The sequence below is a fragment of the Brevibacillus sp. HB2.2 genome, assembly GCF_013284275.1.
Taxonomy (GTDB): domain Bacteria; phylum Bacillota; class Bacilli; order Brevibacillales; family Brevibacillaceae; genus Brevibacillus; species Brevibacillus brevis_D.
Genome location: NZ_JABSUV010000002.1, coordinates 144,048 through 166,949 on the forward strand (window position 1 = coordinate 144,048; position 22,902 = coordinate 166,949).

Annotated in this window: 27 protein-coding genes and 1 tRNA gene; all 28 read left to right on the forward strand. The window is 48.0% G+C overall.

All coding sequences use genetic code 11. The annotated features are described in order from the left end of the window. Window positions 1-9 precede the first annotated feature (9 nt). The 28 genes from HP401_RS01985 to hisC all read left to right on the forward strand — a co-directional run bounded on the left by HP401_RS01985 (window position 10) and on the right by hisC (window position 22,902). On the forward strand, window positions 10-357 hold the full coding sequence (locus tag HP401_RS01985) for a 2Fe-2S iron-sulfur cluster-binding protein (RefSeq protein ID WP_173603874.1): 348 nt from the start codon (window positions 10-12) through the stop codon (window positions 355-357). Between the two features lie 16 nt (window positions 358-373). Then, the gene (locus tag HP401_RS01990; RefSeq protein ID WP_173603875.1) at window positions 374-1,102 is read left to right on the forward strand and encodes a hypothetical protein; all 729 of its coding nucleotides are present in this window, start codon (window positions 374-376) and stop codon (window positions 1,100-1,102) included. Between the two features lie 180 nt (window positions 1,103-1,282). Beyond that, a complete protein-coding gene (gene spoIVA / locus HP401_RS01995; RefSeq protein ID WP_026133991.1) occupies window positions 1,283-2,761 on the forward strand; it encodes a stage IV sporulation protein A in 1,479 nt (492 codons plus the stop codon). Window positions 2,762-2,998: 237 nt separating this feature from the next. Next, the gene (locus HP401_RS02000) at window positions 2,999-3,271 is read left to right on the forward strand and encodes an HU family DNA-binding protein (protein WP_005831316.1); all 273 of its coding nucleotides are present in this window, start codon (window positions 2,999-3,001) and stop codon (window positions 3,269-3,271) included. Between the two features lie 236 nt (window positions 3,272-3,507). After that, window positions 3,508-4,071 carry a GTP cyclohydrolase I FolE gene (gene folE / locus HP401_RS02005; RefSeq protein WP_012686144.1) on the forward strand — a complete coding sequence of 188 codons (564 nt, stop codon included), beginning with the start codon at window positions 3,508-3,510 and terminating at the stop codon, window positions 4,069-4,071. 69 nt (window positions 4,072-4,140) lie between these two features. Next, a tRNA-Pro gene (locus tag HP401_RS02010) sits at window positions 4,141-4,217 on the forward strand. 112 nt (window positions 4,218-4,329) lie between these two features. After that, complete coding sequence (locus HP401_RS02015; protein WP_173603876.1) at window positions 4,330-5,040, forward strand: lytic transglycosylase domain-containing protein; 711 nt, start codon at window positions 4,330-4,332, stop codon at window positions 5,038-5,040. 37 nt (window positions 5,041-5,077) lie between these two features. After that, entirely contained in the window at window positions 5,078-5,308 is a 231-nt protein-coding gene (gene mtrB / locus HP401_RS02020; protein WP_012686146.1) for a trp RNA-binding attenuation protein MtrB, read from the forward strand. 76 nt (window positions 5,309-5,384) lie between these two features. Further along, complete coding sequence (locus HP401_RS02025) at window positions 5,385-5,900, forward strand: hypothetical protein (RefSeq protein ID WP_016740019.1); 516 nt, start codon at window positions 5,385-5,387, stop codon at window positions 5,898-5,900. 125 nt (window positions 5,901-6,025) lie between these two features. After that, window positions 6,026-6,862 carry a heptaprenyl diphosphate synthase component 1 gene (locus HP401_RS02030; protein ID WP_016740020.1) on the forward strand — a complete coding sequence of 279 codons (837 nt, stop codon included), beginning with the start codon at window positions 6,026-6,028 and terminating at the stop codon, window positions 6,860-6,862. A 4-nt stretch (window positions 6,863-6,866) separates the two neighbouring features. After that, window positions 6,867-7,586, forward strand: a complete 720-nt coding sequence (locus tag HP401_RS02035; RefSeq protein WP_041749390.1) for a demethylmenaquinone methyltransferase — start codon at window positions 6,867-6,869, stop codon at window positions 7,584-7,586. A gap of 47 nt (window positions 7,587-7,633) precedes the next feature. Then, on the forward strand, window positions 7,634-8,503 hold the full coding sequence (locus HP401_RS02040) for a UbiA-like polyprenyltransferase (RefSeq protein ID WP_016740022.1): 870 nt from the start codon (window positions 7,634-7,636) through the stop codon (window positions 8,501-8,503). Continuing rightward, a complete protein-coding gene (locus tag HP401_RS02045) occupies window positions 8,500-9,096 on the forward strand; it encodes a UbiX family flavin prenyltransferase (RefSeq protein WP_012686150.1) in 597 nt (198 codons plus the stop codon). The genes HP401_RS02040 and HP401_RS02045 overlap by 4 nt, the downstream gene beginning before the upstream one ends. 4 nt (window positions 9,097-9,100) lie before the next feature. Then, on the forward strand, window positions 9,101-9,964 hold the full coding sequence (locus HP401_RS02050) for a menaquinone biosynthesis protein (RefSeq protein WP_173603877.1): 864 nt from the start codon (window positions 9,101-9,103) through the stop codon (window positions 9,962-9,964). 9 nt (window positions 9,965-9,973) lie between these two features. Further along, on the forward strand, window positions 9,974-10,939 hold the full coding sequence (locus HP401_RS02055; protein WP_012686152.1) for a polyprenyl synthetase family protein: 966 nt from the start codon (window positions 9,974-9,976) through the stop codon (window positions 10,937-10,939). Window positions 10,940-11,043: 104 nt separating this feature from the next. Beyond that, the gene (ndk, locus tag HP401_RS02060; protein WP_007716560.1) at window positions 11,044-11,487 is read left to right on the forward strand and encodes a nucleoside-diphosphate kinase; all 444 of its coding nucleotides are present in this window, start codon (window positions 11,044-11,046) and stop codon (window positions 11,485-11,487) included. A 127-nt stretch (window positions 11,488-11,614) separates the two neighbouring features. Further along, window positions 11,615-12,388, forward strand: coding sequence for a CheR family methyltransferase (locus HP401_RS02065; protein ID WP_012686153.1), 774 nt, complete (start codon window positions 11,615-11,617; stop codon window positions 12,386-12,388). A 76-nt stretch (window positions 12,389-12,464) separates the two neighbouring features. Further along, window positions 12,465-12,623 (forward strand): hypothetical protein, encoded by a 159-nt coding sequence (locus HP401_RS02070; protein ID WP_007716564.1) that lies wholly within the window; start codon window positions 12,465-12,467, stop codon window positions 12,621-12,623. A gap of 231 nt (window positions 12,624-12,854) precedes the next feature. Further along, entirely contained in the window at window positions 12,855-14,018 is a 1,164-nt protein-coding gene (gene aroC, locus HP401_RS02075) for a chorismate synthase (RefSeq protein WP_173603878.1), read from the forward strand. Further along, a complete protein-coding gene (gene aroB / locus HP401_RS02080) occupies window positions 14,018-15,118 on the forward strand; it encodes a 3-dehydroquinate synthase (protein WP_173603879.1) in 1,101 nt (366 codons plus the stop codon). Before aroC ends, aroB begins: the two co-directional genes overlap by 1 nt. Before the next feature lie 2 nt (window positions 15,119-15,120). Then, complete coding sequence (aroH, locus tag HP401_RS02085; protein WP_173603880.1) at window positions 15,121-15,498, forward strand: chorismate mutase; 378 nt, start codon at window positions 15,121-15,123, stop codon at window positions 15,496-15,498. Window positions 15,499-15,785: 287 nt separating this feature from the next. Further along, complete coding sequence (gene trpE / locus HP401_RS02090; RefSeq protein ID WP_173603881.1) at window positions 15,786-17,300, forward strand: anthranilate synthase component I; 1,515 nt, start codon at window positions 15,786-15,788, stop codon at window positions 17,298-17,300. After that, entirely contained in the window at window positions 17,294-18,319 is a 1,026-nt protein-coding gene (gene trpD / locus HP401_RS02095) for an anthranilate phosphoribosyltransferase (protein WP_173603882.1), read from the forward strand. Before trpE ends, trpD begins: the two co-directional genes overlap by 7 nt. Next, window positions 18,309-19,109, forward strand: coding sequence for an indole-3-glycerol phosphate synthase TrpC (trpC, locus tag HP401_RS02100; RefSeq protein WP_173603883.1), 801 nt, complete (start codon window positions 18,309-18,311; stop codon window positions 19,107-19,109). Before trpD ends, trpC begins: the two co-directional genes overlap by 11 nt. Beyond that, window positions 19,106-19,774, forward strand: coding sequence for a phosphoribosylanthranilate isomerase (locus HP401_RS02105; protein WP_012686160.1), 669 nt, complete (start codon window positions 19,106-19,108; stop codon window positions 19,772-19,774). Before trpC ends, HP401_RS02105 begins: the two co-directional genes overlap by 4 nt. Then, window positions 19,737-20,957 (forward strand): tryptophan synthase subunit beta, encoded by a 1,221-nt coding sequence (trpB, locus tag HP401_RS02110; RefSeq protein WP_173603884.1) that lies wholly within the window; start codon window positions 19,737-19,739, stop codon window positions 20,955-20,957. Before HP401_RS02105 ends, trpB begins: the two co-directional genes overlap by 38 nt. 2 nt (window positions 20,958-20,959) lie before the next feature. Beyond that, complete coding sequence (trpA, locus tag HP401_RS02115) at window positions 20,960-21,778, forward strand: tryptophan synthase subunit alpha (RefSeq protein ID WP_173603885.1); 819 nt, start codon at window positions 20,960-20,962, stop codon at window positions 21,776-21,778. A 29-nt stretch (window positions 21,779-21,807) separates the two neighbouring features. After that, window positions 21,808-22,902 carry a histidinol-phosphate transaminase gene (hisC, locus tag HP401_RS02120; RefSeq protein ID WP_012686163.1) on the forward strand — a complete coding sequence of 365 codons (1,095 nt, stop codon included), beginning with the start codon at window positions 21,808-21,810 and terminating at the stop codon, window positions 22,900-22,902.

Below are 22,902 nucleotides of genomic sequence, written 5' to 3' on the forward strand. Positions count from 1 at the left end.
AGTGACGGAATGGGGAAAGTAACCTTTCTCCCGAGCAAGAAGAGTGTGAAGGCGCGGACAGGGCAAACCTTGGTCGGTGTAGCTTCGTCAGCTCGCGTCGTAATCCCGCAGAGATGCGGTGGACACGCATCTTGTCTGATGTGCCGCGTGGTCGTTGAGAATGGCCTGCTGTGCCCGCCAACGGCACTGGAAAAGCGAAAGCTGCCTGAAAAGGATCTGGCGAATGGGATTCGTTTGGCCTGTCAGGCAAAAACGACAGAAAAGGATTGTACGGTCAGGATTCCAGAAAGCAAGCTGAAATCAGTGGTAGCGGCTGTACTCGAGCGGCAACGCAAAGAAAATGAAGATGGAATGTAAGAGGTGTATACATAAGATGTGGCAATCGTGGCGAAAATCGTTCAAGCTTGTGATCAGTTTGACGATTCTGACTACCCTTTTATCTGGATGCTTGTATCCGGATGAGCGCAGAGCAGAGAATCAAATTCCTAGTACCTTTTTTGTAGATGCAACGCAAAAAGCGGTTGAGCAATTCCAGAAAGACACAGCAGTGTTGCCAATCGAAACGAAATCCCTTGATACTCCTATTTTTGAAAAATACGAGATTGATTTCCGCAAGATGATTCCGAAATACATGCCGGATGTACCTGGGAATGCATTTGAAAAAGGCGGCGTATACAAGTATGTACTGATTGATGTGGAAACAAAACCCACAGTGAAGCTCATTCATTTGACCGCTGTCAGCACAGTGGGGGATGTACAAAGCGAAGTAGACCGTTACAAGAATCATTTCGAAAAGCTGCCGATACTCGCTGACTTGGGGAATGGATACTATTCCATTGATCATGAGCGGCTCGGTTTAAAAGCGTGGCAAGTACCGTCAACAATGGGGACTTACTTATTGCCACTAATCATGAACGCTGAAGGACAAGTTGGAATTGATTACGCTGCGGATATCGCGAAATTGCTTCGGGATACAAAAGTAACCGTGCCGGAAAAAACAGACCCGAGGTATGTGCTGGCGCGCAATTCCATGTTCGTACCCGCGAAATCATTTCCCTATGAAATGGTCGATGGTGATCCGAAGCTTCTCAAACTAAATTAACTTCGTGAAAAACGACTCGCATCAGGGTCGTTTTTTTTGTTCTAGTTAACGCAAAAATACATATATTTGTACTGTCCACAAAACTAGTACGAGATTCCCTACGAAAATACTGGCGGTCAGGGATAATTCGGAAAATCGGTCATAGTGTAAAAATAGACAAATAGAAGGAGGTCATCGATGGTGGAACGAGTCGACATCTTTAAAGACATTGCCGAGCGGACGGGCGGAGACATCTACCTCGGAGTGGTAGGCCCTGTTCGTACGGGAAAGTCGACCTTTATCAAGCGGTTTATGGAGCAAGTTGTCATCCCGAATATCAACTCTGAAGCGGAGCGGATACGAGCGACAGATGAGTTGCCGCAGAGCGCTTCAGGACGAACAATCATGACAACAGAACCCAAATTTGTTCCGAATCAGGCCGTTAACGTACATGTGACAGAAGGACTCAGCATCAATGTCCGCCTCGTTGACTGCGTTGGCTATACGGTAGAAGGGGCAAAGGGCTTTGAAGACGACAATGGCCCAAGAATGGTAAATACACCTTGGTATGAAGAGCCTGTACCATTTGAGGAAGCGGCCGAAGTCGGAACGCGCAAGGTTATCCAGGAACACTCGACCATCGGGATTGTAGTGACAACGGATGGCAGCATCGCGGAAATACCGCGTGTAGGATACATCGATGCAGAGGAGCGGGTTGTAAACGAGCTGAAGGAAGTCGGAAAACCGTTCGTGATCGTTGTGAACTCGACGCGTCCGCGCTCTGATGAAGCACAAAACCTTCGGGTACAACTCCAAGAAAAATACGATGTACCAGTCGTTGCTTTGTCGGTTGATCATATGACCGAGCAGGAAATCTTGCTACTCATGAGAGAAGTCCTGTTCGAATTCCCAGTTCATGAAGTAAATGTCAATCTGCCGAGCTGGGTAATGGTGCTGGAAAACGGGCACTGGCTGCGTCAGAACTACGAGGAAGCTGTACGTGAGACCGTGCAGGACATCCGCCGGTTACGCGATGTGGACCGTGTCGTCGGCTTCTTCAATGACTATGACTTCGTAGAGAGAGCCTCTCTTGCTGGTATGCACATGGGGCAAGGGATCGCAGAGATTGACCTCTACGCGCCAGATGAACTGTATGACCGCATCTTGATGGAAATTGTCGGAGTAGAGATTAATGGCAAAGATCATTTGCTGAAAATCATGCAGGAGTTCGCACATGCCAAGCGCGAGTTTGATCAGGTAGCGGAAGCATTGCACATGGTCCGAAGTACGGGCTACGGTATAGCAGCCCCGTCGTTGCATGAAATGACCTTGGACGAACCTGAACTAATCCGCCAGGGACCGCGCTTTGGTGTCAGACTTAAAGCAACAGCGCCATCTATTCACATGATTCGGGTGGATGTCGAGTCTGAATTTGCTCCAATTATCGGTACAGAGAAGCAGAGTGAAGAGCTTGTCCGCTATCTAATGCAAGACTTTGACAAAGACCCGCTTTCCATCTGGAACTCCGATATTTTTGGACGCTCTCTCCATTCCATCGTAAGAGAGGGAATTCAGGCGAAAATTACCATGATGCCAGACAACGCCAGATACAAATTACAGGAGACATTGGGTCGAATCATCAACGAGGGATCGGGTGGCCTGATAGCGATCATACTCTAATAAATAGTTCTAAAGTCCTATAAATAACAAATAGAGGGAAGGCATCTGACATGACGAGATGCCTTTTTTTCTTGTATTTCGTTCAATTTCGACAGGAGGGGCTTGAATTTAAGAAATCGGTGTATTACTATAAGCTTGTCAGATCGGTAAAAACAACCATTCGTGTATAAAACGCTTCGTTTCGGTTAAGAAAAATAATAGCTAGGACTTGGTGTTCTTTGAGGGGAGGTGAATATAATGAACAAAACAGAACTGATTGCAAAAGTGGCTGAAACCACAGAACTCACCAAGAAAGATGCAACAAAAGCAGTTGATGCAGTTCTTGACGCAATTGCAGATGCATTGAAAACTGGTGATAAAGTCCAACTGATCGGCTTTGGTAACTTCGAAGTTCGTGAACGTGCGGCTCGTAAAGGTCGTAACCCACAAACTGGTGAAGAGATCGAAATCGCTTCCAGCAAAGTACCTGCGTTTAAACCAGGTAAACAACTCAAAGACTCCATCAAGTAGTTGTTTCTTTTGAGAACGAAGCACTTACATAAAAAAATCCACATTGATAAAATGTGGGTTTTTTTCTATCTACATACAGTTTGCCTATGAGAATTCTGGGATATCTTTTTGTCTTTTTTTAAACGATATGGTAAGATTGGCTTTGATTGCGAGCAGGCACTAAGTCTGGCACTGATTTGGAGCAGGCAGACCTTAGTGATGAGAAACAAGGCGTATGCCGTTACGTAGGAGGTACAATGATGAACGTCGACTTAGATAAAATACAGCAAGCTGTTCGCATGATCCTAGAGGCAGTGGGGGATGATCCTGATCGTGAAGGAGTGCTGGATACCCCTAAGCGAGTTGCGAAAATGTACGCCGAAGTATTTGAGGGCATGCATATAGACGAAGAGCAGTATTTCGAGACTGTCTTTAGCGAAGATCATGAGGAAATGGTGTTAGTAAAGGACATTCCGTTTTACTCTATGTGTGAGCATCACTTGGTTCCCTTCTTCGGAAAAGCGCATGTCGCTTACGTACCGCGTGGAGGCCGCGTAGTAGGACTGAGCAAGCTTGCGCGTGCGGTCGATACCGTGGCGAAACGTCCGCAGTTGCAGGAAAGAATTACAGCGACAGTAGCTGATTCGATTATGCGCAAGCTCGATCCGCACGGTGTAGTTGTGGTAGTAGAGGCAGAGCATATGTGCATGACAATGCGTGGCGTGAAAAAGCCAGGCTCAAAAACGATCACCTCTGCTGTTCGCGGTATGTTTGAGAAAGATGCGGCTGCGCGTGCAGAAGTCATTAGTTTGATGCGCTAATCAGAATGCAAAAATAAGGAAATTATATTGACTCTATAGGTAAAATATTGTATAGTACGGATGTACAGTCGGGATGTGGCGCAGCCCGGTAGCGCGCACCCTTGGGGTGGGTGAGGTCCAGGGTTCGAATCCCTGCATTCCGACCATCTACATATAACAATCAGAAGCCTTGAACAGAGGCTTCTTTTTTTGTGTATAATTGCTACTCTCCCAAGTAGTACCAATTTGCTATTGGCTTCCTGATCTTTCTTTTTTATAATGATAGGTAGACAAGCTAGGGAAGGGTTGTTCAATGCTATGAAGGTGCCTGTATCACTTCAACCATATTTGCAAACATTACCGCAAAACTATGATGCCTCTTCGCTTTCGTATGGAGACGAGGGGCTCTTCTCGGACATCTTGCAGTCCCAGTTAGCAACAACCGGCCAGCGGGTAATCAGTTCGCAGGAGATTTTGGCCAAGCTAGATGGATCCAGGAGTTGGAAGATTCCTACACAGATTCAAAATGAGCAGTCCTTGTCTTTTACCAAAGGGCCATCGGTTCCTACCCCGGAAATCTTGGACAAGATTGATCAGACAGCGAAAGCGATCGGAGTGAACGTTGATCTGGTGAGAGAGGTCGTCAGGGCCGAATCCAATTTCAATCCGAATGTAGAATCTCACGCAGGGGCAAAGGGCTTGATGCAGCTGATGGACAATACGGCAAAAGCCATGCAAGTCCGCAATGTATACGACCCTGATGAAAACCTTGAAGGTGGAACAAAATATTTAAAATCGCTTTTGGATCGTTATGATGGAGATGTGAAAGTAGCACTTGCTGCTTACAATGCTGGCCCAGGTCGGATGAGTCGTCTGGGAATCAGCAGTGATGACGAGCTAGAAGCGAAGTTTGACCAATTGCCGCAAGAGACACAGCGCTATGTAGACAAGATCATGAGCCGTCTGGAGTCAGAAGGGGCATCATACTAGACGTACGCGCATACCGTATTGGTCAGGAGGAAACACATTGGCACAATCATCGGGATTTAATCAGGATTATTTCGTAGTCAAAGCGAAGGAAAATGGCGTTCATGTGATTGGATTAACAAGAGGCACTGATACGCGTTTTCATCATACAGAGAAGCTCGATAAAGGCGAAGTCATGATTTTTCAATTTACGGAGCACACCTCTGCAATTAAAGTGCGAGGAAAAGCAGTGATTTACTCGCAGCATGGCGTCGTGGATACGACCGAATAAAGAACAAGTCGTTTTGCTAAGAAGCAGGCATAGCCTGCTTTTTTTGTTTGTACAATGGAGGAGAGGAGGGATGTCTATGCCGCGCCAATTGTTGATGGCGATTGCTGTTTCCACTTTCTTGGCTCTGATGCTGTCGCTCGTTCCCACAAATCAGTGGATGCAAGCGGATATACCGACATTTCAGTCAGCACGTGCCATTCACTTAAGCGAGCAAAATGCCCTTGATTTGTTTACAAGGATGTCGACACATTATAATATTAAGCGTATAAAATGGGAAAACCCATCGATCTATGTCGATTTTGTGGTGAAACCTGACGAAAAAGTAGAGTTAAACACCGTCTATCAAGATTTTTACCGTTTGACATACGACTTGTATACCTATGCAGACAATGTCGGACCCGTGTACTATCGCTTGTTGGAGGAGACGGATCCACCAAAAGAATCGAGATTATTGATTGCCATACAATCGACAACTGGAAATCTTGCAGGACAAGACAAACCTTTGACCGATCCTTCGGATATTCAGACTTTTGTAAGCAGTACATTTCCTATTCGAATCGAGCCGTATTTTTATGAGCGAATTAGTCCCTGATGGAAGAAGTATGGTATGATAGTAGAGACGGCCTTTTGACCGGACGGCAGAGGAAGACCGAAGAGTAAGGAACAGTACGGAACAGGCAGACATCTTTAGGTTGTGCAGCTTGTGGAGGAGGACGCATGAGCAAAGAACTTTCCCCGAATGTAGAAGAGGTTCGGTCCATTATCGAACAAATCTACAAGAGAATCACCCATTCCTATGTAGAACATTATGTTGACGTTCCTTCCATGGCGGAAAATCGTCTAGAGCTGTTGTACCTTTTTTTGCTGGAACAAGGCATGCCGAAGGAAAAGGCTTCGGTTTTATGTACAGCAACTGGGCTAGTCCAATTGGGACTGGACACCCATGAGCTCGTGAAAAATGAGTACGACTCCTCACAGAGCGCGGAGCGAAACCGACAGCTGACCGTACTTGCAGGTGATTATTACAGCAGTCGTTATTATCACCTTCTGGCTTCAGCGGGTGAAATCCAAGCCATTCAAGTGTTGTCGGCAGCTATTCAGCGAGTGAACGAAGCGAAAATGAGACTCTACATCGCTGGGCGAGATAGCAAGACTTTATCAGATGAAGAGTATTGGGAACTGCGAAATACGATTGATACAGGCTTATACGTGGCTGTTGTAGAGGAGTATGCTGATTCAGCTGATCGCCGTCGTTTCTGGAGTGATCTGATGAAGCAAACAGCCAAGGTAGAGAGTGTGATCGGTGAGTGGGAGCAGCTCAAATGGCAAGAACAAGTCCCTTTTGGTTTTGCCCGTTTTTTGCTGCAAAAACCCGGGGCTACACTCGCGCAAGTTTTGTCAGGCGTTGAGGGGAAAGCCCTCGAATTAATCGGTTTATGTGAGCAAATGGTGCGTACGCTGCATCCTGCAGAGACGCGGAACATGCTTGCATCCATTACGGCACGGTACTCCCATCGGATCAGTCGCTTGAAGAAGGTAATTGAGGAGATGTAGCCAAGTGAACCAGACACAGATGAATGAGAAAGCAGAGTACGTTCACTCCGTTTTCGAGAGCATTGCAAACGATTACGACAAAATGAATCATGTAATCAGCTTTGGCAGTCATATTGCTTGGCGTAATTACACGATGAAGCAGATGAATATCCAGTCAGGGCATACGGCTTTGGATGTTGCTTGTGGTACAGCAGACTGGACGATTGCATTGGCCAAGGCTGTTGGAAAAGAAGGCAGTGTTGTTGGCCTTGATTTTAGCCAGAATATGCTGGATGTAGGAGCATATAAAGTGGCGAACGCAGGTGTTGGCAACAATGTAAAGCTAGTGAACGCAGATGCAATGAATCTGCCTTACGAGGATGATACATTCGACTTCGTGACAATCGGATTTGCCCTGCGCAATGTGCCGGATGTCCAGCAGGTGTTGAATGAAATGGCACGTGTAGTGAAGCCAGGGGGCAAAGTCGTTTCTCTGGAAGTGTCCAAGCCACCATTCATTCCGTACCGGAAGCTATTTTACTTATATTTCTACAAAATCTTGCCATTGATCGCGAAGCTGACAGTCAACAAATACGAAGAGTATGCATGGCTGCCACAATCCCTGACCAATTTCCCGGACAGCCGCGAGCTGGCAAGCATGTTTCAGAAAGCAGGCTTGGACCCGGTTCAGGTCAAATTGTTTATGGGCGGCGTATCAGCCTTGCATATTGGCACAAAGCCATAATATGAGGAGTAAACCGGTATTTCTTCACTAGATAGGAAGTGTCATAAATGGGTCTACGTAAATTAAAAATCATCTTGGAAATGATTAAATTCGAGCACTCCCTTTTTGCCTTGCCTTTTGCTTTTATGGGAGCTGTTTTGGGAAGCATTGTGGTAGAGCATGCATGGCCTACTTGGTCGGAAATTTTTTGGGTGACGGTAGCGATGGTGGGCGCTCGCAGTGCTGCGATGTCCTTAAATCGTGTCATCGACCGGGTAATTGATGCAAAAAATCCTCGGACCGTCACACGAGCGATTCCTGCTGGCCTCATTTCGATTGTGGAAGTCATTTTGTTTATCGTGGTGTCCTTTGCGGTGTTGTTCATTGCTGCATTCCAGTTAAATGATTTGGCTGTGAAATTGTTGCCGCTCGCTGTGTTCGTTCTGGTGCTTTATTCTTATACGAAACGCTTTACTTGGCTTTGTCACTTTGTTCTCGGGGTTGCCATCGGGTTTGGGCCGCTAGGGGGCTGGGTAGCGACAACGGGTCAAGTAGATGGCATCGGCCTTCTATTGTTTGCATCCGTTATGTTCTGGACAGCAGGATTTGATATCATTTATGCATGCCAGGACGCTGATTTTGACCGAAAAGAAGGACTTTTTTCCATGCCGAGCCGCTTCGGAATTGCCAATGCACTTCTGATCGCCCGCATATGCCACGTTCTTACTTTCGTTGGTCTGATGTCGTTGTATGTAGTTGCAGACTTGTCGATTTGGTTCCTGGTAGGTGTGCTCATTTCTGGTGCGATTTTGATCTATGAACACACGCTGGTGAAGCCAACCGACCTGTCCAAGCTGGATATGGCATTCTTTAATATGAACGGCATCTTGAGTGTCGTGATGTTTACCTTTACGATGATTGATTTGGTGATTGCATGAACAACCAAAAGTGGGCTGTCGGGATAACAGGTGCAAGTGGTGCTATCTATGGTGTTCGAGTCGTCCAGGAGCTTTTGCGTGCTGGACATATCGTTCATTTGATGATTACAGAAGCAGGCTGGCAAGTATTTCGTGATGAACTGGATTGGCACACGGATGATAGAGAAGCTCTTTTGCAGGAGAAACTGCAACAAGACTTTTCGGGTGAGCTACATTATTGGGGACTGCGAGATTTTAATTGTCCCGCAGCCAGTGGTTCCTATCGCTGTGACGGTATGATCGTAGTACCTTGCTCGATGGGGACTGTTTCTGGCATCGCACATGGCGCATCCGGTAATTTGCTGGAGCGCGTTGCTGATGTCATGATCAAGGAAGGTCGGCGATTGGTCATTGTTCCAAGAGAGACGCCGCTCAATGCGATTCAGCTCGAGAACATGCTCAAATTAAGCCGTCTGGGAGTCAAGATTCTGCCTGCCATGCCAGGCTACTATCAGAAACCGCAAACCATGGATGATCTGATTAATTTTGTGGTAGGGAAAACTTTGGATGCAATTGATGTACCACATTCGCTATTCCGGCGTTGGGGGGAATAAACGCATGCAAAAGTCTTTGCGTGTTGGACAAATTTTGTATACCAATGTATTGCCGGTTTACTTCTATTTTGATCAGGCTAAATTCGAAGACCGAATCGAATTCATCCGCCAAGTTCCTGCCCAGTTAAATACTGCAATGGCAAAAGGCGAGATTGATTTGGGACCGATTTCTTCGTTTAGCTATGCAGAGCATGCCTCCGAATACGTGGCATTGGCAGATCTGTCTGTCAGTGCCAAAGGGAGAGTAGGCTCCCTTTTCTTGTTCAGCAAAAAGCCGATTGAACAAGTGAACGGTGCCAAAATAGCCTTGACCAACACATCGGCTACCACAGTGAATCTCTTAAAGATCATTCTCCATAAGTTTTACGAATATGAGATTTCCTACGTTACACAGGAACCTATTTTGTATGAAATGCTGGAGGATGCTGATGCAGCGCTCTTGATCGGGGATGACGCCATTACCGCTGAGCGAACGGCCAAAGACCTTCATGTTTACGACCTAGGAGAGCTGTGGCATCAATTTACGGGCTATTCCATGACCTTTGCCATTTGGGCTCTTCGTAGAGCAGTTATTGCTGAACATCATGACCTGATCGCGGACGTCCATGCCTCTTTTTTAGAGAGCAAAAGGAAGACAAGGGCAAATACAGCCCCATTGATTGACTACGTTCACACGCATTTCGGTGGAGAGAAAGAGCAATGGATCCACTATTTCCAAGGATTACAGCACGATTTCGGTGACGTTCAGCGGATTGGACTGGAGTACTATTACCGATGCGCAGCGGAGCTGGGACTTCTATCGGCACCTGCAACCGTCGATCTGTGGCAAGCTGGCGGCCGACAGACCAATACTACGTTGACGAGATAGGTGGAACGGATGAATCTAGTCGATATTTACTTCAAGATGAAAAAAGATGTCCAATACATAGAAGATGAACTGGAGAAAGCAATTGATACGCCGGTTCGAGAGCTGTATCTATCCTCGACTCACTTGCTCAAGGCAGGAGGAAAGCGGATTCGACCCGTTTTTGTTTTGCTTGGCGGTAAGTGGGGCAATTACGACGTCAAAAAATTAAAGCATGTGGCCGTTCCTCTTGAACTGATCCACATGGCTTCCCTGGTGCATGATGATGTAATTGATGATGCGGATAAGCGCCGCGGGAAAGATACGGTTCGAATGAAGTGGGATAACAAAGTAGCCATGTACGCCGGCGACTATATTTTTGCACGGGCATTGGCCATTGCCTCCCAGCTCCCGATCCCGCAATTGCACCAAATTCTTTCGAATGCAATCGTCGAGGTTTGCAAGGGAGAAATCCAGCAAGTAAAGGATTTGAATAACTGGGACCAAAACTTCCGTACCTATTTACGCAGAATTAAACGAAAAACTGCGCTTTTAATTGCGATTAGCTGTCAATTAGGAGCAGTGGCAAGCGGCGCGTCAGCTGATATGATCCGCAAAATGTACTGGTATGGCTACAATGTGGGGATGGCTTTTCAAATTACCGACGACATTTTGGACTTTACAGGGACGGAGAAGCAATTAGGGAAGCCGGCTGGAAGTGATTTGGTGCATGGAAACATTACGTTGCCTGCGCTTTATTCGGCTCATCATGGAAAAGCACGTGCGCAATTCCAGGAATGGATCGCGAAAAATACGTTTTGGGATCATACGGATGAAGCAGTTCGTATGGTGCGAGAAGATGAGGGCATTGCCTTTTCGCAGCGCCTCGCCGAACGCTATATCGCCCGTGCGCATGCCATTCTCGCCGATTTGCCTAACAACCAAGCTAAGACATCCCTGACAGGTATCGCCAATTATATCATCGATCGCAAATTTTAATGATATTTTGACGGTCTGCCTGTTGCTTGACCACGCTAGTTTTGATAAAATTTTCGTTGGTGTCCTATACACCAATACATAGCTCTAATGGAGGCATACATACAATGGAAAAAACATTCCTTATGGTAAAACCAGATGGCGTACAACGCAACCTGATCGGGGAAATCGTATCCCGTTTTGAGAAAAAAGGCTACCAACTCGTAGGTGCTAAGCTGATGACAGTAAGCCGCGAACTGGCTGAAGAGCATTATGCAGAGCACAAAGAGCGCCCATTCTTCGGTGAACTGGTTGACTTCATCACTTCCGGTCCAGTATTCGCAATGGTATGGCAAGGTAACAACGTAATCACAACTGCTCGCGCTATGATGGGCAAAACAAACCCAGTTGACGCTGCTTCCGGTACGATCCGTGGCGATTTCGCTACTTCCGTTGGCATGAACATCATCCACGGTTCTGACTCTCCTGAGAGCGCTGAGCGTGAAATCGGCCTGTGGTTCTCCGCTGAAGAAGTTCTCTCCTTCGAGAAAACCATCCAACGCTGGATCTAAGACTGTTCGAGAAAGCCCCATTATTGGGGTTTTCTTTTTTTTGTCAAAATCTTTGTCAAAACAGATAGGATTATGACGAAATATAGCGAATGAAAATAGGGAGTTTGCAAAGGGGGTACGATTCAGCATGGAAGATAAGGACTTTCTCCAATTTATAGCTAGTGTGAAAAAAATGACTGGAATTGATCTTGCCCTCTACAAGGAAGCACAGATGAAGCGCCGTCTAACCTCGTTGAGACAAAAGCGGGGGTACACCACATTTGCCCAGTATTTCGATGCCATCGCTAAAGACAAGGAGCTTTTCTACGAGTTCCTCGATCGGATGACCATCAACGTATCGGAATTTTTCCGTAATCCAGGCCGGTGGGAAGTTCTCGAGAATAAAATTTTGCCACGCTTGGCAAAGCAATCCCCGCGGGTGAAATGCTGGAGTGCGGCATGCTCGACAGGGGAGGAGCCGTACACACTTTCACTTATTTTGTTACGTCAGAAGTTGGATGCGACCGTGCTCGCTTCCGATATTGATGAGGGGGCACTGGCAAAAGCAAAGCAAGGGGTATACACGGACCGTTCCCTGCAAGATTGTCCGAAAGACCTCGTTACGAAGTATTTTGAAAAAGATACACTCAGCTATCGCATCACGGACGAAGTGAAGAGAAAAGTGACGTTCAAAAAACATAATTTATTGGCGGACTCATTTGATTCTCAATTTGATTTAATTATTTGCCGGAACGTGATGATTTACTTTACCGAAGAAGCAAAGCATGAGTTGTATCATAAGTTTAGCCGGGCACTAAAGCCTGGTGGGGTACTCTTTGTAGGCAGCACAGAACAAATTTTTCAGCCGCAGCAATACCAACTGGAGACAGAGGATACGTTCTTCTATCGAAAAATGGGTTGATTCAGGTTGGCCTTGGTATATCTCTGCTGTTTTTTCCCTAGACTAGGAATACCTACTTTGCAAGAGGAGGCAGCAGATGGACAAACACAAGGTCATCGAGGCATACCGTCGAGGGCTGATCACGCTGCAGGAGTGTGGTCAGATATTAGGGGCGGAGAGGACACAACTAGATGATTTGATACGCGTGGATCACACTCGCAAACCGCTGAGTCCCAATCCTTTTTTCAACGTGTAGGAAAATATAAACGCTTCGTTCGATCGCGATAGCGTAAAGAGAGCGCTTCTCCTTATTCGGAGAGGCGTTTTCCTGTAAGACCAAAAGGTTTTTCGCAAACGTTTGTCACTTTTGTATTTCCACGGCGTACTAGGTATGATATTATAGCGCTTAAAAGTGATAAAGGACAGCACCCCGAAAAGAGTGCCTTTAGGGGATACAGGCTGCCAGGAGGATGGAGGAAGGATAGAGATGCGTTACTTGACAGCAGGGGAATCCCACGGGCCGCAATTAACAGCTATCATTGAGGGCGTACCGAGCAACCTGCCGATTTCCATTGAGGAAATTAATGAGCAGTTGGCACGTCGTCAGAAAGGCCATGGCCGCGGCAGAAGAATGCAGATTGAAAAGGATCAGGTGAAAATTCTTTCTGGTGTCCGTCATGGATATACAACCGGAGCTCCTATCACACTGGTCGTTGAAAATAAGGATTGGACGCATTGGCAAGGCATCATGAGTGCTGAGCCTGTAGAGGAAGGCTCTGAAGAAAAGCGTCGTGTATCCCGTCCACGTCCTGGACATGCTGATTTAAACGGGGCGATTAAGTATCATCAACGCGATATGCGCAATATTCTGGAACGTTCCAGCGCTCGTGAGACTACTGTCCGCGTAGCTGTTGGTGCAGTCGCTCGCCAATTGCTGGCTCAATTTGGTATCCGTATTGGCGGACAGGTACTCCAGATTAATGAGATCGTGGCGAAGCGACAAGAAGTAAGCCTGGACGAGCTCATTGCGCGCACAGAAGAATCGCCAGTGCGCTGCTTGGATAAAGAAGCGGAGCCGCTGATGATGGCAGCGATTGACAAAGCAAAAGAAGACGGGGATTCCCTCGGTGGTACCGTAGAAGTAATCGTTGAAGGCGTGCCGATTGGCTTGGGTAGCCATGTGCAATGGGACCGCAAGCTGGATGGGCGTCTTGCACAAGCGATAATGAGCATTCAGGCTTTCAAAGGTGTCGAAATCGGTATCGGATTCGAAGCAGCCGGTCTGAAAGGCTCGCAAGTTCATGACGAGATTCTTTGGAACGAAGAAACTGGCTACAGCCGTAAAACGAATCGTGCAGGAGGACTCGAAGGCGGAATGACGACAGGAATGCCTGTAGTTGTTCGCGGTGTCATGAAGCCGATCCCTACCTTGTACAAGCCACTGATGAGTGTGGATATTGATTCGAGAGAGCCATTCTCAGCGAGCATTGAGCGTTCAGACAGCTGTGCTGTTCCAGCGGCAAGTGTGGTTGCGGAGGCAGTGGTAGCATGGGAGATCGCGAGTGCCATGTGCGAAAAATTCCCTTCTGACTCTCTCGACGACATGGAAGAAAACGTACGTCAATACCGTGCGTACACGGAGAAATTCTAATGAGCGTGGAGAAGCTGACTGTTGAGCTGGGTGAGCGTTCTTACGAAATAGTTATTGGCGATGGTCTTTTGCACCAGGCAGCAGCGTTGCTAGTAGAGGCAGGAATTGCTTCTACTAGCAAGCTGATGATTGTCACAGATGAGAATGTAGCCGTTCATTACTTAGAGCCTTTGCTGGGTGTCTTGCAGCAGCATGGGTATCAGGCCCACTCAGCTGTCATTGCTGCTGGAGAACAATCGAAGAGCCTGACTGTCTACGAGCGTTTGATGACAGAAGCAATAGATGCAGGACTGGACAGGAAGTCTGCTATATTGGCTCTCGGTGGTGGAGTCGTCGGTGACTTGGCTGGATTTGTGGCTGCTACGTACATGCGCGGCATTGATTTCGTTCAAATGCCGACTACCTTGCTCGCACATGATAGCTCGGTTGGCGGAAAAGTAGCGATCAATCATCCACTCGGAAAAAATCTCATCGGGGCTTTCCATCAGCCCAAAGTTGTCATTTATGACACGAAAGCCTTGCATAGCTTACCGAAGCGGGAAGTCGCAGCAGGCTTTGCAGAAGTTGTGAAGCATGGACTTATCGCCGACGCTGCCTTTGTCGATTGGCTGGAAGACAACGCTGATCGGCTATGGCAGCTCGATTCAGAATTATTAGGGAAAGCCATTGAAAAAGGTTGCGCAGTCAAAGCGGCTATTGTTTCTCAAGACGAGACAGAGCAAGGGCAGCGTGCATTGCTTAATTTGGGTCATACGTTTGGTCATGCGTTTGAAGCACTGTCTGCTTACTCCACCCTGAATCATGGGGAAGCTATCTCCATTGGGATGTGTTTGGCTGCAAAGGTAGCGGAACGGATTGGTTTTGCCGAGACAGGTGTATATAATCGCACAAAACGGATGCTGGAATTGTTCCACCTGCCAACGGCGTGGCCGGGCAATCTCTCGCCAGAAGCTGTGCTGGAAGCCATGAAACGAGACAAAAAGACAGTAGGCGGAAAGCTGGCCTTGGTGTTGCCTAGGGCAATCGGGCAGGTTGAAGTCGTCAAAAATATAGAAGAAGAACTCATACTGGGAGTTATGAGAGAAGAAGTGGAGGGATAAGGATGGGAACGAGAGGAATCAGAGGCGCGGTCACAGTGGAAGCCGATACGCGCGACGAGATTGTCTCCGCTACCAAATGGTTGCTGGAGGAAATGGTAAGCCGCAACGAAGTAAACCCCGAAGACATTGGCAGCATTATTATTACCACGACAGAGGACCTCTGTGCGACCTTCCCCGCTCAAGCGGCCCGCTTGCTTGAAGGGGAAGCTTGGCAATACGTCCCACTCATGTGCGCAAGAGAAATCCCGGTGCCAGGTGGCTTACCGCTTTGTATTCGTGTCATGATGCATGTGAATACGGACAAGACAGCAAAAGAAATTCATCACGTCTTTTTGCGTGATGCAGTCAAGCTGCGCCCGGATTTGACAAATCGCGGTTGACAATTAGGGCGCTCTCTTTTACCATAAGTGAAACGAGAGCGTCTCGTTTTTCCGGTAATAAGCAAAAGCCGGCTGAGAGCAGAGAATGAGTTGAGCAGAGTTGAGATGAGTTAGGTTGAGGAGAGAAGAGAAGGCTGGGTACATATTGACACCCAATCCAGGTCTCTTTGTCTGGATTTTTTTGTATACTAAAATTTCTCCCCCTACCTCTCGCTCTAGAAGCGGGTGTAGAAAAGGTGGATGCCTCATTCCCTTTTCTCTCCCACTAATTGAGGAGATGAGAGCCCATGTATTTCCCTTCCCTTGCCGAGGTCAAGACCCTTTCGGCGTCGTATTCCCTTATCCCTGTAAGCATGAAACTGTTGGCAGATCAAGAGACTCCAATTCGTTTGTATCAGAAGATTCGCAAAAGTGATTCCTTTTTGCTGGAGAGCGTAGAGGGTGGTGCTCGCTGGGCGCGTTTTTCGTTCATTGGCATGAATCCTTTTCAAATCGTAGAAGCAAAAGGTGAAGAAATCACGGTTTCCTATCGCACTGGCCAAAAGAATGTCCACACAGGAAATCCCGTTTCCTTTTTGCGTGAAGAAACCGATCGCTACAAAAGCCCAAAGCTGCCCGGGCTGCCTCGTCTCAGTGGTGGTGCGGTAGGCTTTTTTGGCTACAATACGCTGCGCTACTTCGAAAATTTGCCAGCACATCGCAAGGAAGCTGTACGAGTGCCGGATATGCGCTTTCTGTTTGTCGATGAGATGATCGCCTTTGATCATTTGAAGCAGGAAATTCAATTGATTGTGAATCTCCATGTTGAGCCAGGAGACACAGCGGATACAATTGGCGAAAAATACAAGCAAGTCTGCGAACGAATCGAGGAGCTGGCTGCCAAGGTTATGGCTCCGCTTGAAATGGATCAACGCATTCAAGTAGCAGCAGATACGCCAGCGCCATTGACAGTACAGCCAAATATGACGCGGGAGCAATACGAGCAGCTAGTCGTGCAGGCGAAAGAATACATCGCAGCCGGCGACATTTTTCAAGTCGTGTTATCCCAACGTTTTTCCGTAAAGACGGATGTCGATCCTTTTGCGGTGTATCGATTGCTGCGTACATTGAATCCTTCCCCATACATGTACTATCTCGAATACGAGGGCGAGACAGTCGTCGGGACTTCACCAGAACTACTCGTGCGTGTAGAAGATGAAAAAGTAGAGATGCGTCCGATTGCAGGAACGCGGAAAAGAGGGGCAACCCCACAAGAAGATGCTGCGTTGGCGGCTGATCTTTTGGCAGATAAAAAGGAGAGAGCCGAGCATTACATGCTGCTGGATCTGGGGCGCAACGATGTAGGAAAGGTCTCTACTTACGGAAGCGTGAAAGTGGAAGAAGCGTTGGTTATTGAAAACTACTCCCATGTGATGCATATGGTTTCGCATGTGACCGGCAAGCTTCGTGAGGGACTGCACGCTTTCGATGCATTGCTGAGTGCTTTTCCGGCTGGTACGGTATCCGGTTCTCCCAAGCTGCGGGCAATGGAAATTATTGCAGAGCTTGAGCCTGACGCACGTCATCTGTATGCGGGAGCAATCGGCTACATTTCATTTGATGGTTCACTCGATAGCTGCATCACGATTCGAACGTTGTTCTTTCAGGATGGTTACGCACATGTGCAGGCAGGTGCAGGTATCGTAGCGGACTCGGTCCCCGCGAGTGAGTACCAAGAGACGGTGAACAAAGCAGCAGCGATGCTCTCTGCGTTGGAAAAAGCGGAACAGCTATTTGTCAGAAAGGTGGAGTTGTCATGCTAACATACGCGCTGGAACAAATTCTGCTTGGGAAGCACTTAACACGGACGGTTGCAGAAGAGGCAATGGGCGAGATTATGGACGGAAAGGCAACTCCAGCTCAGATTGGTGCATTTTTAGCGAGCCTCCGCTTGAAGGGCGAGCAGGTGGAAGAGATTATCGGTTTTGCCAAAGCCATGAGAGCGCGCGTGATGAATTTTCCCATCGAGCTGCCAGGTCTGGTAGACACCTGCGGAACAGGCGGAGACGGAAGTCATACCTTTAACATTTCGACGGCGAGTGCAGTAGTCGCAGCGGCTGACGGTGTACGCATCGCCAAGCACGGAAATCGTGCGGTTTCCAGCAAAAGTGGAAGTGCTGATGTGCTGGAAGCGTTGGGAGTCCCCGTTAATTTATCTCCCAAGGACGCCGCAGATTGCCTGCGTGCTACCAATCTCTGCTTCCTGTTCGCTCCTCTGTACCACCAAGCGATGAAGCATGCGGCTGGCCCGCGAAAAGAATTGGCGATTCGCACGGTGTTTAATTTACTTGGGCCATTGACGAATCCAGCAGGTGCCAGCCATCAGCTGATGGGCGTCTATGATGCCAAGCTGCTTCCGAATTTAGCCGCAGTCTTACACGAGCTCGATGTGAAAAGAGCGCTCGTTGTAGCAGGCTCGGATGGACTGGATGAATTGACTGTCACCGGAACGAGTCATATTGCCGAGTTGCGGGATGGGCGTATTTTGACATATGAAATCGAGCCAGAGCAGTTCGGTCTGCGCAGACATGAGAAGGATGCTTTGCGTGGCGGTGATGCCAATGAGAATGCCAAGATCATTCACGACGTGTTTTCCGGAGCACGTGGGGCAGCACGCGACATCGTTTTGCTGAATGCGGGAGCGATCCTCTACCTCGCAGATCGGGTTAGCTCAATTGAAACTGGGGTTATACGTGCAGCGGAACTGATCGACGGCGGACTGGTCATGCGGAAGCTGGAGCATGTTCGTCACATCGCAGGAGGTATGATTCATGCTTCGTAAAATCGTGGAAAAGAAACGCGAGGAGATCGCACGTCTTTATACAGAAACAACCGTTTCAGCATTGCTTTATGCAACGAAGGAAGTCCAACGTCCACGCGGATTTCGTCAAGCATTGGAGACAAGTGTACGGCCTGTAAGCGTGATTGCCGAAGTGAAAAAAGCATCCCCGTCCAAAGGGTTAATCCGTCCTGATTTCCAGGCAGTGACCATCGCGAAGGCTTATCAGGCCGCTCAAGCAGAGTGTTTGTCTGTTTTGACAGACGAGTCCTTTTTTCAAGGGAGTTTAAGCTATCTACGGCAAATTCACGAGGCAGTTGATCGCCCGTTACTCAGAAAAGATTTTCTTCTGGATGAAATTCAAGTCGTGGAAGCAAGAGCAGCAGGTGCTGATTGTGTGTTGCTCATTGCTGCGATTCTCGATCGGGAAACGCTTCGCCACCTGAACCAAACTGCCGAGGAGCTGGGCATGGATGTACTGGTTGAGGTCCATGACAAACGTGAATGCGAGCTTGTTTTTCAAGCAATGGAACCGAAATTGCTTGGGATCAACAATCGAAACTTGAATACGTTTCAAACGGATATAACCGTTACGCATGAGTTGATTGCAGAACTGCCTGCGTCACTGACGATCGTGAGCGAAAGTGGGATTTCGACACCGGCGGATATTGTGAATGTACAAAGTGCAGGTGCCCGGGCTGTGCTGGTTGGAGAGCATTTCATGCGCCAAACAGACGTCGAGCGCGCAGTTATTGATCTCGTGGGAGAAGCGGCACCGGGGGTGAGTGTATGACTCGCTTGAAAATATGTGGGATCAAGCGGACGGAAACACTTGCACTGTTAAAAGAGCTGGAAGTCGATTACGTAGGCCTTGTTTTTGCCCCAAGTAAGCGACAAGTTGATGCCCAGACTGCTGGACAATTGCTTGCAGCCGTTCCGGGTCACCCTCCTGCTGTTGGCGTGTTCGTTAATCCGACGATGGAAGAGCTGGAGGAAGTACTAAGCGAGGCACCGTTATCCGTGATCCAGTTGCATGGACAGGAGACGCCACAATTTTGCCAGCAAGTTCGGGAGCGGTTCGCTCTTCCGGTGTGGAAGGCGTTGGCTGTGGGCGGAGAAGCGGATGCTGCTTTAGCAATTCAATCCTATCAGGGTATTGTCAGTGCCTTTTTATTTGATACGTATGACCCTGGTCAAGCAGGTGGTACAGGCAAAAAGTTTTCGTGGGAACAAATTCCTGCATTGCAAGCAGCATGTGAGGCAGCAGACTGCATCATAGCTGGAGGGATTCATGCGGAGAATGTCGGAGAATTAATGGGACAGTATCAAGCAGGGATAGTCGATGTGTCTAGTGGAGTAGAGACGGATGGCGTAAAAGACGCTCAAAAAATAAAAACATTGGTAGAGAGGGTGAAGGCGCATGAACAACATTCAAACAACTACGCGAGTCGTGCCTGACGAAAACGGACGATTTGGTGCCTTCGGAGGCAAGTTTATTCCGGAAACCTTGATGAATGCGGTGACAGAGCTCGAGATCGCTTTTGAAGAAGCGCGTCGTGACTCGGCATTTGTTCAGGAATTGAATGGACTGCTCAGCGAGTATGCTGGACGCCCAACCCCGCTCACCTATGCAGAGCGTTTGACGAAAGCGGTCGGCGGAGCCCAGATCTATTTGAAAAGAGAAGATCTCAACCATACGGGCGCACATAAATTGAACAATGCTTTGGGCCAAGCATTGCTTGCCAAACGGATGGGCAAAAAATCAATTATTGCCGAAACGGGTGCTGGTCAGCACGGAGTGGCAAGTGCAACCGTTGCGGCAAAGCTTGGCCTCTCGTGCAAGGTATTCATGGGGGAAGAAGATATCCGTCGTCAGTCGTTGAATGTTTTTCGCATGAAGCTGCTTGGAGCAGAAGTCATCCCTGCGGTATCCGGCTCTCGTACACTTAAGGATGCGACAAACGAAGCGATTCGTCATTGGGTTTCTCACGTAGAAGAAACGTTTTATGTCATCGGATCTGTTGTTGGCCCGCATCCATACCCATACATGGTTCGCGAATTCCAAAAAATTATCGGAGAAGAGACGCGCAGTCAAGTCCTGCAAATGCTCAGAAGGCTTCCGGATGAAGTCGTTGCTTGTGTTGGTGGAGGCAGTAATGCGATTGGTATGTTTTATCCGTTCATCCAGGATGAGTCTGTCTCGCTCAGAGGGGTAGAAGCCGCAGGAAAAGGAATGGATACGGAAAAACATGCGGCAACACTAACACTCGGGCGCCCGGGAGTCATCCACGGTTCCTTAACCTACTTGTTGCAAGATGAAAGCGGTCAGGTGCAAGAAGCGCATTCGATTTCGGCTGGCTTGGATTATCCAGGAGTAGGACCTGAGCACGCCTATCTCAAAGACAGTGGAAGAGTGACCTATACTTCGGTAACAGATGCAGAAGCACTCGAGGCAGTTCAAGTGCTTTGCCAAACGGAAGGCATCATTCCAGCGTTGGAGAGCGCACATGCCATAGCTGAAGCGATAAAACGTGCGAAAGAGATGTCTTCAGACAAACTAGTAGTCATCTGTTTATCCGGTCGAGGCGACAAGGACGTACTGACTATTCAAGAAGCGCTGACAGCAGAAGGGGGAGAGTAATCATGAAGACAGCTCTTAACAGAATCGATCAATTATTCGCGGATCGTGATCGCAAACGATTCATCCCATTTCTAACCGTAGGCGATCCTACAATAGAAGCAACCTTTCATCTCGTAAAAGCGATGGTCGAAGCAGGAGCAGATCTCATTGAGCTCGGCGTCCCTTACTCCGATCCATTGGCAGACGGCCCAACGATTCAACGGGCATCAGAGCGCGCGCTGAAAAATGGCGTGACGATCGGGGATGCTTTGCAATTGGTGAAAAGGCTACGCGAATCAGGTATGGAGGCTTGCATCGTCCTGTTCACGTACTTCAATCCGGTTTTGCAGTATGGCATTGAGCGCTTTTTTGCCGATCTTGCTGCTTATGGGGCGGACGGTGTTGTCATTCCTGATTTGCCGATTGAGGAAAGCGGTCCTGCAGTAACCGCAGCAAAACAGAATGGCATTCATGTCATTTCACTCGTGGCACCAACTTCCAGTTCCAGAATCAATACGATTGGCGCGCAAGCAACCGGATTTCTTTATTGTGTATCGTCGCTCGGTGTGACGGGTGCCCGCACGGACCTGCGAGAGGATTTGGCAGATTTTCTGGAACGAGTAAAGGCAAGCACATCGGTTCCTACTGCGGTAGGCTTCGGAATATCCACGCCGGATCAAGTACGCGCAGTAGCACCCCATGCGGATGGTGTCATTGTGGGAAGCGCCATTGTACAGCAAATCGAGGAGCATGCTGAGCAGTTGAAAGACATCAAACAAATGCCAGTAGCTGTAGAAAAAATAAAAACCTTTGTACATCAGTTAGCCAGTGCGCTACAATAGTGGGAAAAATGTGACTGGAGTGAACGTGGATGCAACCGAAACAACGCATACTCAATGCCCCGGTATATCAACCTGGCAAGCCCATTGATGACGTGAAACGTGAATTTGGTTTAACCGAAGTCATCAAACTGGCGTCCAACGAAAATCCTTTTGGTTCCTCACCAAAGGCGAAAGCTGCTATTTCGGAACAGTTGGACAATTTGGCCCTTTATCCTGACGGTGCAAGCCTTAATCTACGCTGGGATCTTGCTGACTTCCTCGGGGTCAAACCAAGCCAATTGTTTTTCGGCAACGGGTCTGATGAAATTCTGTTGATGATCTCTCGTGCTTTTTTGAGCGAAGGAACAAATGCAGTCATGGCGACGCAAACGTTCTCGCAATATCGCTCAAATGGGATTATTGAAGGTGCAGACTTGATTGAGGTGCCGTTGAAAGATGGCGTTCACGATCTCGAAGCGATGGCGGCTGCCATCAACGAACAAACGAAGGTCGTATGGGTATGTAACCCGAACAATCCGTCAGGCACGATTGTAACAACATCCGAGTTGGAAGCTTTTATGAAAAAGACTCCAAAAGATGTGCTCGTCGTTTTGGATGAGGCTTACTACGAGTATGTGGTTGATCCAGAATATCCACAAACAGTACCGATGCTCGCTGAGTATCCGAACCTGATTATTTTGCGTACGTTCTCCAAAATTTACGGTCTGGCTGCTCTTCGTATCGGCTACGGGATCGCGTCAGAAGAGCTCATTTCCTCTCTGGAACATGTGCGTGAGCCGTTCAATACAGGCACACTTGGCCAAGTAGCAGCACGTGCGGCGTTGAAAGACCAGGAATTTGTGAAATCATGCCGCGATCGTAACCGTGAAGGCATGAAGCAGTTTACCGATTCCTTTGACGAGTGGGGGCTTTCCTACTATCCATCTCAGACCAACTTTATCTTGGTTGATTTGAAAATGGATTCCGATGAGGTATTCAAAAAGCTGCTCTCGCAAGGCATCATCGTTCGCTCTGGTAATGCGCTAGGCTTCCCGGGTTTTCAACGTATTACCATCGGGACCAAAGAGCAAAATGATAAGATTCTTTCCGTCTTAAAAGAAATCGTGACTGGGGCATTGAAATAA